The sequence below is a fragment of the Micromonospora sp. CPCC 206171 genome (assembly GCF_036906755.1).
Taxonomy (GTDB): Bacteria; Actinomycetota; Actinomycetes; order Mycobacteriales; family Micromonosporaceae; genus Micromonospora; species Micromonospora purpureochromogenes.
This window is the reverse complement of record NZ_JBAKHT010000009.1, coordinates 159,289-171,358: the sequence shown is the minus strand read 5'-3', so window position 1 is coordinate 171,358 and position 12,070 is coordinate 159,289. Positions and strand designations below refer to the sequence as shown.

General features: G+C 72.4%; 12 protein-coding genes. 3 read left to right on the top strand and 9 right to left on the bottom strand.

Annotated features, from left to right (window positions below; genetic code table 11):
- The first annotated feature begins 56 nt into the window (after window positions 1-56).
- Window positions 57-683 (top strand): DUF47 domain-containing protein, encoded by a 627-nt coding sequence (locus V6U89_RS13880; protein ID WP_280840029.1) that lies wholly within the window; start codon window positions 57-59, stop codon window positions 681-683.
- A gap of 4 nt (window positions 684-687) precedes the next feature.
- Complete coding sequence (locus tag V6U89_RS13875) at window positions 688-1,692, top strand: inorganic phosphate transporter (RefSeq protein ID WP_334571386.1); 1,005 nt, start codon at window positions 688-690, stop codon at window positions 1,690-1,692.
- Window positions 1,693-1,743: 51 nt separating this feature from the next.
- Here V6U89_RS13875 and V6U89_RS13870 read toward each other — a convergent pair whose 3' ends face one another.
- Entirely contained in the window at window positions 1,744-2,712 is a 969-nt protein-coding gene (locus V6U89_RS13870) for a Gfo/Idh/MocA family protein (protein ID WP_334571384.1), read from the bottom strand.
- Between the two features lie 70 nt (window positions 2,713-2,782).
- Between V6U89_RS13870 and V6U89_RS13865 the strand changes: the two genes are divergently transcribed.
- Window positions 2,783-3,616: an NUDIX hydrolase gene (locus tag V6U89_RS13865; protein WP_334571383.1), complete on the top strand. Its 834-nt coding sequence runs from the start codon at window positions 2,783-2,785 to the stop codon at window positions 3,614-3,616.
- Between the two features lie 125 nt (window positions 3,617-3,741).
- Here V6U89_RS13865 and pstB read toward each other — a convergent pair whose 3' ends face one another.
- The 8 genes from pstB to V6U89_RS13825 all read right to left on the bottom strand — a co-directional run bounded on the left by pstB (window position 3,742) and on the right by V6U89_RS13825 (window position 11,976).
- Window positions 3,742-4,518: a phosphate ABC transporter ATP-binding protein PstB gene (gene pstB / locus V6U89_RS13860; RefSeq protein WP_088960067.1), complete on the bottom strand. Its 777-nt coding sequence runs from the start codon at window positions 4,516-4,518 to the stop codon at window positions 3,742-3,744.
- A gap of 20 nt (window positions 4,519-4,538) precedes the next feature.
- On the bottom strand, window positions 4,539-5,627 hold the full coding sequence (pstA, locus tag V6U89_RS13855; protein WP_334571381.1) for a phosphate ABC transporter permease PstA: 1,089 nt from the start codon (window positions 5,625-5,627) through the stop codon (window positions 4,539-4,541).
- The gene (gene pstC, locus V6U89_RS13850; protein WP_334571379.1) at window positions 5,624-6,718 is read right to left on the bottom strand and encodes a phosphate ABC transporter permease subunit PstC; all 1,095 of its coding nucleotides are present in this window, start codon (window positions 6,716-6,718) and stop codon (window positions 5,624-5,626) included. The genes pstA and pstC overlap by 4 nt, the downstream gene beginning before the upstream one ends.
- A gap of 45 nt (window positions 6,719-6,763) precedes the next feature.
- On the bottom strand, window positions 6,764-7,867 hold the full coding sequence (gene pstS / locus V6U89_RS13845; protein WP_334571378.1) for a phosphate ABC transporter substrate-binding protein PstS: 1,104 nt from the start codon (window positions 7,865-7,867) through the stop codon (window positions 6,764-6,766).
- 282 nt (window positions 7,868-8,149) lie between these two features.
- Window positions 8,150-9,196, bottom strand: a complete 1,047-nt coding sequence (gene pstS, locus V6U89_RS13840; RefSeq protein WP_334571377.1) for a phosphate ABC transporter substrate-binding protein PstS — start codon at window positions 9,194-9,196, stop codon at window positions 8,150-8,152.
- Window positions 9,197-9,217: 21 nt separating this feature from the next.
- Window positions 9,218-10,144 (bottom strand): mycothiol synthase, encoded by a 927-nt coding sequence (mshD, locus tag V6U89_RS13835; protein ID WP_334571375.1) that lies wholly within the window; start codon window positions 10,142-10,144, stop codon window positions 9,218-9,220.
- A gap of 31 nt (window positions 10,145-10,175) precedes the next feature.
- The gene (locus V6U89_RS13830) at window positions 10,176-11,039 is read right to left on the bottom strand and encodes a polysaccharide deacetylase family protein (protein WP_334571373.1); all 864 of its coding nucleotides are present in this window, start codon (window positions 11,037-11,039) and stop codon (window positions 10,176-10,178) included.
- A 208-nt stretch (window positions 11,040-11,247) separates the two neighbouring features.
- Window positions 11,248-11,976, bottom strand: coding sequence for a winged helix-turn-helix transcriptional regulator (locus V6U89_RS13825; protein ID WP_334571372.1), 729 nt, complete (start codon window positions 11,974-11,976; stop codon window positions 11,248-11,250).
- Between the last annotated feature and the right edge of the window lie 94 nt (window positions 11,977-12,070).

Here is a 12,070-nt window from a genome sequence, read left to right as displayed (position 1 = left end):
AGCAGGCGCCCCGGCGGCGTCGGCCACCCTTCCACCGACACGACGAGGTCCGTGCTGTGAAGTTTTCCTTCCGTCCCACCGAGGGCGCCTTCTACGAGCTCTTCACCAGGGCCGCGCAGAACCTGGTGAAGGGCACCGAACTGCTGAACGAGCTGGCCCTGCCCGGAGTCGAGGTGCAGTCGGTGAGCGAGCGGCTGACCGAGGTCGAGCACGACAGCGACCAGATCACCCACGAGCTGTACAAGAAGATCAACTCGACCTTCATCACCCCCTTCGACCGGGAGGACATCTACCGTCTGGGCTCGCTGCTCGACGACGTGATGGACCACCTCGAGGCCGTCGGCAACCTGCTCTACCTGTACGGCCTCACCAAGCTCCCCTCGCTGCCCCGCGAGATGCACGAGATGGTCAACGTCCTCGACCAGCAGGCCAAGCTGACCGCTGACGCGATGCCCCGGCTGAAGTCGATGAAGGACCTCGAGGACTACTGGATCGAGTGCAACCGGCTCGAGAACACCGGTGACCAGGTGTACCGGATGCTGCTGGTCCGCCTCTTCTCCGGCGAGTACGACGCGCTCACCGTGCTGAAGATGAAGGAGGTCGCCGACGAGCTGGAGGCCGCCTGCGACGCCTTCGAGCACGTGGCCAACACCGTCGAGACCATCGCGGTCAAGGAGTCCTGATCCTGTGAGTCCCGAACTCATCGCCGTGCTGGCGGTGATCGTGGTGGCCTTGGCGTTCGACTACACCAACGGCTTCCACGACGCCGCCAACGCGATCGCGACCAGCGTCTCCACCCGGGCGCTGACACCCCGGATCGCCCTGCTGCTGGCCGCGGTCGGCAACTTCGTCGGCGCGCACTTCGGCGCCGGGGTGGCCAAGACCGTCGGCGACGGCCTGGTCACCCTGCCCACCGGCGTGGCCAGCCTGGGGGTGGTCTTCGCCGGGGTGCTCGGCGCCATCGCGTGGAACCTGATCACCTGGTACTTCGGTCTGCCCTCGTCCTCCTCGCACGCCCTCTTCGGCGGCCTGGTCGGGGCGACCCTGCTCGCCACCGGCGGCGTGGTGCAGTGGGCGAACATCGGTCAGAAGGTCATCGTCCCGATGATCCTGTCGCCGATCGTCGGCCTCACCCTCGGCTACCTGCTGATGCTGGCCATCCTCTGGCTGTTCCGGAAGGGGCAGCCGGGCAAGCTCAACCGGGGCTTCCGCTGGGCGCAGACCGCCTCCGCGGCGGCCATGTCGATCGGCCACGGCATGCAGGACGCCGCCAAGACCATGGGCATCGTGGTGCTGGCCCTCTACACCGGTGGTTTCCAGGAAGACAAGACGCACATCCCCGGCTGGGTGTTCTGGACCTCGGCGACCATGCTGGCGCTGGGCACCTACGCGGGCGGCTGGCGGATCATCCGCACCCTCGGCCGCAAGATCATCGACCTGGGCCCGCCGGAGGGCTTCGCCGCCGAGACGGTGGCCAGCATGGTGCTCTACTTCAACGCCCTGGTGCTCAAGGCCCCGATCTCCACCACCCACACGATCACCTCGGCGATCATGGGTGTGGGTGCCACCAAGCGGCTCTCCGCGGTGCGCTGGAACGTCGCCGGCAACATCGTGCTCGCCTGGATCATCACGTTCCCGGCGGCCGCGCTGATCGCCTGCCTGACCTACCTGGTGGTCCGGCCGCTGTTCTGATCCCGGCCGCACCGCCCGTCGAGGGGCTCCCCGCCACCGGCAGGGGGCCCCTCACGCGTAGTGCACGCCGATCCGCTCCCGGATGCCGTCCAGCAGCCCCATCACCTCGAGGGTGGCGGAGTGCGGCACCAGCGGGCTCTCGGTCAGCCCCGCCGCCAGGCAGCGCTGCACCTCGGCGGCCTCGTGCTGGTAGCCGCCGCCGGTGAGATCGGCGGGGATGATCTCCGGCTCGGCGCCGGCCCGGTGCAGCACCGCCGACCCCGGCCGGTAGAACGGCTCGGGCAGGTCGATCCGGCCGGTGGTGCCGGTGATCGAGGCGGTGATCGCGGTCGCGCCGACCATGCCGCAGCCCAGCGTGGCGACCGCGCCCGAGTCGTACCCGAGGACGATGCCGGTGTTCTCGTCCACGCCCTCCGGGCCGAGCTTCGCCCAGGCGTGCACGTGCTGCGGCACGCCGAGCAGCAGGTGGGCCAGGCTCACCGGGTAGACGCCGAGGTCGAGCAGGGCGCCGCCGCCGAGGGTGCGGGCCCGCATCCGGTGCTCGGGCGGGAACGGCCCGGCCGCGCCGAAGTCGGCCCGGACGCTGGTCACCTCGCCGATCGCCCCGTCGGCGATCAGCTCGACCACCCGCCGGACGAGCGGGTTCGTCCGCATCCACATGGCCTCCATCAGGAAGACCCCACGCGCGCGGGCGGACTCGATCAGCTCGGTGCTGCTCGGCAGGTCGAGGGTGAACGGCTTCTCCACCAGCACCGCCCGGCCGGCGTCCAGGCAGACCCGGGTCGCCTCGTGGTGGGCGGCGTGCGGGGTGGCCACGTAGATCACGTCGAGGTCCGGGTCGGCGGCCAGCTCGGCCCACGAGGCGTACGCCCGGGGGATGCCGTGCCGGGCGGCGAACCGCTCGGCGCTCTCGGCGGTGCGCGAGCCGACCGCGACCAGTTCGGCCCCCGGCACCAGGCGCAGGTCCTCGGCGAAACGGCCGGCGATGTACCCGGTGGCCAGGATTCCCCAACGTGTCATGCCGGCAGGCTAACGAAGATCGCCGACCGGCCGGTCGGGCGATCCACCGGTCGGCAACTAGGCTCGCGGGATGACGATCGACAGTGACGGCTTCGCCGCCCCGGCCGCCCTGGTCGAGCACGCCCGCCGGTTCCGCGCCGAGGGTGGCACCCCGGCGGTGCCGCGGGTCGCGGCCACGGTGCTGCTGCTGCGCCCGGCCGGCGACGACTTCGAGGTGTACGTCATCCGCCGGGTCGCCGCGATGGCCTTCGGCGGGATGTACGCCTTCCCCGGCGGCGGGGTGGACCGCTCCGACTCGCAGGCGCACCTGGACTGGGCCGGCCCGGAGCCGGCGGAGTGGGCCGGCCGGCTGGGGGTGGCCCCGGCGGCCGCCCAGGCGGTGGTCTGCGCCGCCGCGCGGGAGGTCTTCGAGGAGGCCGGCGTGCTGCTGGCCGGCCCGGACGCCTCGACCGTGGTGGGCGACGTCAGCGGCGACGAGTGGGAGGCCGCCCGGCAGGACCTGGAGGCCCGCCGGGTGGGCTTCGCCGACCTGCTCGCCGGGCGGCGGCTGACCCTCCGGTCGGACCTGCTGCTGCCGTGGAGCCGGTGGATCACCCCGGAGTTCGAGCCGCGCCGCTACGACACGTACTTCTTCGTGGCGCTGCTGCCGGAGGGGCAGCGGACCCGGGACGTGTCCGGCGAGGCCGACCACACCATGTGGGTCCGTCCGGCGGACGCCCTGGCCCGGGCCGAGGCCGGCGAGCTGACCATGCTGCCGCCGACGCTGGTCACCCTGGCCCAGGTGGTCGCCGCCGGTGACCTGGCCGGCGTGGCGCGAGCGGCGGCCGACCGGGACGCCGCCACCCCGGTCACCCCGCGCCTGGACCTCCCCGACGACGGCGAGCCCCGCTTCGTCCTGGACTGACCGCCGCCTCCCGCCGCCGCCCCTGGTTGCGGCGGGCCGGGGCATCCAGCGACCGGGACACCCCGACACGCCGAGGGGCGCCGGTCAGTGCGACCGACGCCCCTCGCGGACCGGGATCCAGCGGCTCAGCCGAAGCGGCCGGTGATGTAGTCCTCGGTCTTCTTCACGCTCGGGTTGCTGAAGATCTTCTGCGTGTTGTCGTACTCGATCAGCCGGCCCGGGTCGCCGGTCTTCTCGATCGAGAAGAAGGCGGTCCGGTCCGACACCCGGGCGGCCTGCTGCATGTTGTGCGTGACGATGATGATGGTGAACTTGTCCTTGAGCTGGAACATCAGGTCCTCGATGGCCAGCGTGGAGATCGGGTCCAGCGCCGAGCAGGGCTCGTCCATCAGCACCACCTGCGGCTCGACCGCGATCGTGCGGGCGATGCAGAGCCGCTGCTGCTGACCGCCGGAGAGGCCGGCGCCCGGCTTGCCCAGCCGGTCCTTCACCTCGTCCCACAGGTTGGCCGAGCGCAGCGCCTTCTCGGCGGCCTCGTCCAGAATCGACTTGCGGCGGACGCCGTTGAGGCGCAGCCCGGCCACCACGTTCTCGAAGATGCTCATGGTCGGGAACGGGTTGGGCCGCTGGAAGACCATGCCGATCATGCGGCGCACCGCGGTGACGTCCACGTCCCGGTCGTAGATGTCCTGACCGTCGATGGTCAGGCTGCCCTCGACCCGGGCGCCGGGGAGCACCTCGTGCATCCGGTTGATCGAGCGCAGGAAGGTGGACTTGCCGCAGCCGGACGGGCCGATCAGGGCGGTCACCGTCTTGGGCTCGACGGTCAGGTTGATGTTCTCGATCGCCTTGAACCCGCCGTAGTAGGCGGTGACGTTGGTGGCGTCGATGCGCTTGGCCATGGTGGCGGTACCTCCGGGGATCATCGGGCGAGCCGGTTGCGACGGGCCAGCAACTTCGCCGCGATGGTGAGGACGAGTACGAGGACGACCAGGGTCAACGCCGCGGTCCACGCCCGCGCCGGCGAGTACTTCGAGGCCTCGCCGGCCTGCTGGTAGACGAAGAGGGCCAGCGACGACTGGTTGTTCTCGAACGGGTTGAAGTTGATCGCCGCGCCGCCGCCGGCGACGAGCAGCACCGGGGCGGTCTCGCCGGCAGCCCGCGCGATGGCGAGCATGATGCCGGTGACGATGCCCGGCAGCGCCGTTGGCACCACGACCCGCAGGATGGTCTTCCACTTCGGCACGCCGAGGGCGTACGCGCCCTCGCGCAGCGGCGCCGGGACGAGACGCAGCATCTCCTCGGTGGAGCGGACCACGGTCGGCAGCATCAGCACGCTGAGCGCCAGCGCGGCGGCGAAGCCGGAGAAGCCGGGCCGGCCGTCGTTGAACCACGGCGAGACGATCAGCACCCAGAAGGCCAGCACGAAGAGGCCGGTGACGATCGACGGGATGCCGGTCATCACGTCGACGAAGAACCGGATCGCGAAGGCGAACCGGCCCCGCCCGTACTCGACCACGTAGATCGCGCAGAGCACCCCGAGCGGGACGGTGATCAGGGTGGCGATGCCGACCTGCTCCAGCGTGCCGACGATGGCGTGGTAGGCGCCGCCGTTGGCGTCCCGGGCCCCGATGTTGTTCATCGAGGTGCCGAAGAAGTCGCCGTCGAGGCGTTCCGTGCCCTTGCTGAACAGCGTCCAGACCACCGAGGCCAGGGGCAGTACGGCCAGCACGAAGGCGGAGTGGATCAGCGCGCTCCAGGTGCGGTTGCGGGCCGACCGGCGACCCTCGACCGCGTTGGCGGCGGCGAAGAGGCCGGTCAGGTAGAGCAGCGCGCCGACGACGACGACCAGGACCGGGCCGCCGAGACCGGCGCCGTAGACGATCCCGGCGGCGAGCAGCAGGGCCGCCACCGCGATCGCGGGGGCGGCGTACGCGGGCAGGCGCCGGGCCCGCAGGGTCACCGGCTGCGCCGGCGGGCGGGGGCGGTGTGAGGTGAGGGTGGTGGTCATGCGGCCGACTCCGTGAACTCGCGACGGCGGTAGATGATCGCCCGGGCGGTGATGTTGACGATCAGGGTGATGGCGAAGAGAACCAGGCCGGAGGCGATCAGCGCGCCCCGGCCGGTGTCGTTCGCCTCGGCGAACCGGTTGGCGATGTTCGCCGCGATGGTGTTGCCGCCGCTCTCCAGGATGTTGAACGAGATGGCGTAGGTGGAGCCGAGGGTCAGCGCCAGCGCGATGGTCTCGCCGAGCGCCCGGCCGAGGCCGAGCATGACGGCGGCGATGATGCCGGGCCGCCCGTACGGCAGCACCGCGGTGCGCAGCATCTCCCAGCGGGTGGCGCCCAGCGCGAGGGCGGCCTCCTCGTTGGCGGTCGGGGTCTGGAGGAAGACCTCCCGGGAGAGCGAGGTGATGATCGGCAGCACCATGATCGCCAGCACCACCGACCCGAGCAGGATCGAGTTCCCGAACGGTCCGTCGCCGCCGAAGATCGGGAGCCAGCTGAAGTACTTGTTCAGCCACGCCGACAGGTCCGAGATCGGCCCGACGAAGTAGTCCCGGCCCCAGAGCCCGAAGACCACACTCGGCACGGCGGCCAGCAGGTCGATCAGGAACCCGAGGCCGTTGCCCAGCCGGCGCGGGGCGTAGTGGGAGAGGTAGAGGGCGATGCCCAGCGCCACCGGCACCGCCATGAGCAGTGCCAGCAGCGCGGTGAGCACGGTGCCGAAGGCGAGCGCGCCGATGCCGAACTTCGGTGGGTTCTCGTTGGGGAACCAGCCCTCGAAGGTCCAGAAGTTCTCGGTGTTGGCCTGCAACGCGGGAACGGCCTTGGCGATCAGGAAGATCGCGATGGCCGCGATGACGACCAGCACGGCGGTTCCGGCGGCCAGGGTCAGGCCGCGGAACGCCCGTTCGGCGCCGAAGGCCCGGGCCCGGGGCAGCGCGCCGCCGCCGCCCAGCCCGTCGCCGCCCGGAATCCGGCCGTCGCTGACGGAGGTCTCGGCCACCCGCGCCGAGGCACCGGCGGGACGGTCGTGACCTGAGGTCACGCTCGTGCCGCCGGTGCCGGCGTGTGCCGAGCGGTGAGGGGTTTCACCCATCTGCTCGCTCGCTTCGAATTGAGAGGTGGTGTCGCTCGGGGTAGGTCAGCTGAGGTTCTTGACCGCGGCCTCGACCTTGGTGCGGACCGAGTCGGGCAGCGGGGCGTAGCCCAGCTCGACCAGGTCGGCCTGGCCCTCCGCGCTGGCGGCGTGGCCGAGCAGGCCCTTGACCAGCGGAAGCTTGTCGGCCGCGAGGCCCTTGCTGCAGACGATCTCGTAGGTCACCAGGACGATCGGGTAGGCCCCGGCCTCCTTGGTGTTGTAGTCGATCGACATCTTCAGGTCGTCGCCCTGGCCCTCGATCTTGGCCCCGGCGATGGTCTTGCCGGCCGAGTCGGCGGTCAGCTCGGTGAACTCGCCGGCGCCGTTCTGGATCTTGGCCTTCTTGAGGCTCGAGTTCTCGGCGTACGACCACTCGACGTAGCTGATCGTGCCGGCGGTGCTCTTGACCTTGCTGGCCACACCGTCCGACTTCGCGGCGCCGACGCCGCCCGGGGCCTTCCAGGCCTTGGCGTTGCCGAAGGTCCAGTCCGCGGTGGCGGTCTTGGAGAGGTACTTGGTGAAGTTGTCGGTGGTGCCGGACTCGTCGGAGCGGTGCACCGTCTGGATCGCGGTGGCCGGCAGCTTCGCGGTCGGGTTGTCGGCCTTGATGGCCGCGTCGTCCCACTTGGTGACCTTGCCGGCGAAGACCTTCGCGAGCGTGGTCGGGCTGAGCTGGAGGTTGTCCACGCCCTCGACGTTGTAGACGACCGCGACCGGGCCGATCACCATCGGGAGGTTGAGCGCCTGGCCGCCCGCGCACTTGGCGTCGGCCTGCGGCTTCTCCTCCTCCTTCAGGGCGGAGTCGGAGCCGGCGAAGTCGGCGGTGCCGGCGATGAAGGCCTGGATGCCGGCGCCCGAGCCGGTCGGCTCGTAGTTGATCGTCGTACCGGCGCACTTCTGCTGGTACGCCTTGATCCACTCGGCCATGGCGTTCTTCTGCGCGGAGGAGCCCTGCGCGTTCAGCGTGCCCTTGGCGCAGTCCGCCGCACTGGCGGAACCCGAGGCGGACGTGCCGGCCGGCTCGTTGTTGTCCGAGCCGCATGCACTGAGACCGAGCACCGCGGTAAGAGCGAGGCAGGCGATGGTGCCGTGCCGCTGGAGCTTCACCTGAGGGGTTTCCCTTCACGTCTTTGGTCAGGTCGCCCGGAAGGGGCCCGGGCGCCGGCGCTGACCGGCTGACACGAAAGTTAGGAGGGCCAGGTAGACGGTTCGCCGGTCAGAAGTGAACGGGAGATGAACAAGCGCGGCCGACGGGGTGGCCACGGCCTGAGGGATGGTTGTCCGATAGGTGAACTGCCGGCCTGCTATCGCTATTTATCCGACTTGCCGGGACGGCTGTTATCCCGCCGATGCGGCGCCGTTACCGCGCGGTGACCGCCCGGACGGCCCTCAACCGAGGCCGTCGACCGCCGCCCGCACCCGGATCCGCAACTCCTCCGGCAGCGCCCCGTAGCCCTGCCGGGCGATCGACCGCTGCCCCTCCTCGCTGGCGGCGTAGCCGAGGAAGCCCTTCACCAGTGCCGTCTTGTCGGCGGACCGCCCCCGGTCGCAGACGATCTCCGAGGTGATCAGCACGATCGGGTACGCGGCCGGGTCCGTCAGGGTGGGGTCCACCCGCACCGCCAGGCCGCTGGGTGGCACCTGGACGCTGCGTACCGCCGCCTCGCCGGAGGGTACGACGAACCGGTCCGCGCCGGTGCGTACCGCGGCGACCGGCAACCCCCGCGGCCGGGCGTACGAGAGTTCCAGGTAGCCGATCGCCCCCTCGGTGCGGTCGACCGCGCTCGCCACCCGCTCCGAGCCGGCCGCGCCGGTGCCGTCCGGCGCCCGCCAGTCCCGCCCGGAGCCGAAGGGCCAGTCCGGCCCGGCGCTCGCGGTGAGGTAGCCGGTGAAGGTCTCCGTGGTGCCGGAGGAGTCCTGCCGGTGCACGGCGCGGACCCGGGTGGGCGGCAGCGCGACACCCGGGTTGTCGGCCCGGATCGCCGGATCGTCCCAGCGCCGGATGGCGCCACCGAAGACCTTCGCCAGGGTGGCCGGGCTCAGCCGCAGCTCGGGCACGCCGCCCAGGCGGTACGCCACCGCGACCGGCCCGACGACCATCGGCAGGCTCACCGCCCTGCCGCCCGAGCAGCGCGCGTCCGCCTGGGCCTGCTCCATCGCCTTCAACGGGGAGTCCGTCCCCACCAGGTCGATCGTGCCGCCGAGGAAGGCCCGGATGCCCGTCCCCGAGCCGGACGGGTCGTAGTTGACCGTGGCGCCGGGGCAGGAGCGCTGGTAGTCGTCGCGCCACAGGTCCATCGCGTTGCGCTGGGCGGACGAGCCCTGGGCGTCGAGCGTGCCGGGTACGCACAGCCGGGCGGGCACCGGCCCGCCGTCGGGCCGGGCCGGGTCACCGCACCCCGCGACCAGGAGCAGCGCGCCGAGGCCGGCTGCCACCCGACCGCCGCGCACGCCGGCTCAGCCCAGCTGGTAGTTGACGTGCCCGCACCAGCGGGCGAAACCGATCCGCTCGTAGAGCGCCACCGCGCTGGTGTTCGACTCGTCGACGTAGAGCATCACCCGGTCCAGCCCGCGCGCGTCCCGCAGGTGGGCCAGGCCGGCGGTGGTCAGCGCCCGGCCGAGCCCGCCGCCGTGCGCCGCCGGGTCCACCCCGAGCACGTAGACCTCGCCGATCCGGGCCGAGCCGGGACGTTCGTGCACCTTGGTCCAGTGGAAGCCGAGCAGTCGGCCGCTGGCCTCCTCGACGGCGAGCAGGAAGCCGGCCGGGTCGAACCACGGTTCGGCCAGCCGGGCGCGCAGGTCGGCCGGGGTCCACCGGCCCTGCTCCGGGTGCGCGGCGAAGGCGCGGGTGTTCAGCGCCAGCCAGGCCTCGTCGTCCGTGCCGGGGCGGAAGGCGCGCAGCACGACGCCGTCCGGCAGCCGGGGCGCGGGCAGCGCGGCGGCCAGCGAGCGGCGCAGCTGCCAGAGCACCCGGGCGCGGGTGAAGCCCAGGTCGACGGCGAGCGCCGCGGCGGAGGGGTGGTCCCCGTGCGCCCAGGCCCGCACCGGCCCGGACGCCGCCGCCAGCACGCCCCGGGCCAGCGCCCGGCCGGTGCCGCGCCGCCGGTACGCCGGATGTACCGCCAGCTCCGCGCCGACGCCGGCCGCCGGGTCGGAGGTGTCCACGTGGGCGTACCCGGTCAGGGTGCCGTCGGTGGCGCGGGCGGTCAGGTGCACGGCCGGCGCCTCCGGGTCCCGCAGCCGCAGCAGCGTGTGCTCGTCGAACGGGTCCGCGCCGTCGGCGTCGCCGGCGAGGCGGGCCAGCGCCAGGGCCTCGGCCACCTCGGCCGGGGCGAGTCGGTCGGCCCGGGCCACCCGGTCGGTCGTCGGTTCCGCGCTGCTCACCCCGTCACCGTAGCCCCATCGGCACGAGGGCTCAGGTGGTGCCGTCGACCGGCAGTGCCTCCAGGCGGAAGCGGCTGGTCAGGTCGGGCAGGATGTGACGCAGCGCGTCGACCGTCCCCTGCCGGTCCCCGCCGGCGTCGTGCAACAGCACGATCGAACCGGGCCCGACGCCCCGGGTGACCTGGGTGGCGATCCGGGCGGCGCCGGGCACCTCCCAGTCCGACGGGTCCACGTTCCAGTGCAGCGAGGTCATCCCCAGCTCCTGGGCGACCGACACCACCGGGTACGTCCAGGCGCCGCCGGGCTGCCGGTACCAGGCGATGGGGGCGTGGGGCACCGCGTCGTGGATCGCCTGGTTGGTCCGCAGCAGGTCGGCCCGGATCGTGGCGGGGGAGCGCTGGCCCAGCTGCACGTCGTGCTGCCAGGTGTGGTTGCACAGGGTGTGCCCGTCGGCCACGATCGCCCGGATCAGGTCCGGGTGGGCCTGCGCGTTCTCGCCGACCACGCAGAAGGTGGCTCGGACGTGGAACTGGCGGAGGATCTCCAGCACCTGCGGGGTGTACTGCGGGTTTGGCCCGTCGTCGAAGGTGAGCGCCACCTCGGGGGAGCCGGTGGTCACCCGGGTGCCGAACGGGCCCTCGTCCGGGTTCTCGGTCGCGCGAGGGGCGGCGGGCTCCTGGCCGGCCTCGGCGCGGCCCGACGGGGCGTCCCCGGGGGTGTCGGACCCGGCCGACTGGTCGCCGTACTCGGTGTCGTGGACGCTGGCCGCGACGCCGGCTCGGGACCGGGGCTGGTCGGGGAACAGGCTCCGGCCGAGCACGTACGCCGAGCCGAGCAGGGCGGCCAGCACGAGGACGACGACGCCCACAGCGCGGCCGGTGCTCCGGGGGCCCATCAGTGCCACCGCCGGTGTGGACCGTGGGTCGGTCCCCTCGTCGCCCCCGTGGTCAGTGCCCGCACCATCGCCCCTCTCGCCGCCAACTCGCCCTGAGAATAGGGCCGACAAGAGGGGCAAAAAGGGCAGATCGGAAACAGTGCTCCGGATGGGTGGAACCGCGACGATCCGGCTCAAGCCGGCGATGGGGCCCGATCGTGACCGGTGATCAGGCCTGCTCCGCCCGGACCGGCCGCGGGGTGTGCTCTGCTTCCGGCAGCGACCGCGACGGCGGGACCACGAACTTGTAGCCCACCTGGCGGACCGTGCCGATCATCGACTCGTACTCCGAGCCGAGCTTGGCCCGCAGCCGCCGGACGTGCACGTCCACCGTCCGGGTGCCGCCGAAATAGTCGTACCCCCAGACCTCGCGGAGCAGCTGGTCCCGGGTGAAGACCCGGCCCGGGTGCTGGGCCAGGAACTTCAGCAGCTCGAACTCCTTGTAGGTGAGGTCGAGCGGCCGGCCCTTGAGCTTGGCCGCGTAGGTGTCCGGGTCGATGTTCAGCTCGCCGGCCCGGATCGAGCCGCCGGAGCCGGCGGTGGCGTTGCTGAGCCGGCCGACCGCGAGGCGCAACCGGGCCTCCACCTCGGCCGGGCCGGCGCTGGCCAGGATGACGTCGTCCACGCCCCAGTCGGCGTTCAACGCGATCAGCCCCGCCTCGGTCACCACCGCCACCAGCGGCACGCCGAGGCCGGTGGCGTGCAGCATCCGGCAGGTCGCCCGCGCCTCGCTCAGCTCGGACCGCGCGTCCACCAGCACCGCGTCCGGGCTCGGGCCGGCGACCAGGGTGCGGACGTCACGGGGTGCGGTGCGGACCGAATGCGGCAGCAGGTCGAGCGCCGGCAGCACTGCCGATGGTTCACCTGCGCGCGCGGTCACCAGCAACAGGATCTCCACACGATCACCTCCGTCCGGCGGCGGCGAAGCCGCGCGCGACCAGCGGCAGCCCGGCGGGCGTGGCGCTGTGAACTGCGTGGGTCCCGGCGTCGCT

Excerpts from the sequence above, each read along its gene's own strand:
- pstC (WP_334571379.1), bottom strand. The coding sequence starts at position 6,718 with ATGGGTGAAACCCCTCACCGCTCGGCACACGCCGGCACCGGCGGCACG.
- pstB (WP_088960067.1), bottom strand. The coding sequence starts at position 4,518 with ATGGCCAAGCGCATCGACGCCACCAACGTCACCGCCTACTACGGCGGG.
- V6U89_RS13870 (WP_334571384.1), bottom strand. The coding sequence starts at position 2,712 with ATGACACGTTGGGGAATCCTGGCCACCGGGTACATCGCCGGCCGTTTC.
- pstA (WP_334571381.1), bottom strand. The coding sequence starts at position 5,627 with ATGACCACCACCCTCACCTCACACCGCCCCCGCCCGCCGGCGCAGCCG.
- V6U89_RS13830 (WP_334571373.1), bottom strand. The coding sequence starts at position 11,039 with ATGGGCCCCCGGAGCACCGGCCGCGCTGTGGGCGTCGTCGTCCTCGTG.
- V6U89_RS13865 (WP_334571383.1), top strand. The coding sequence starts at position 2,783 with ATGACGATCGACAGTGACGGCTTCGCCGCCCCGGCCGCCCTGGTCGAG.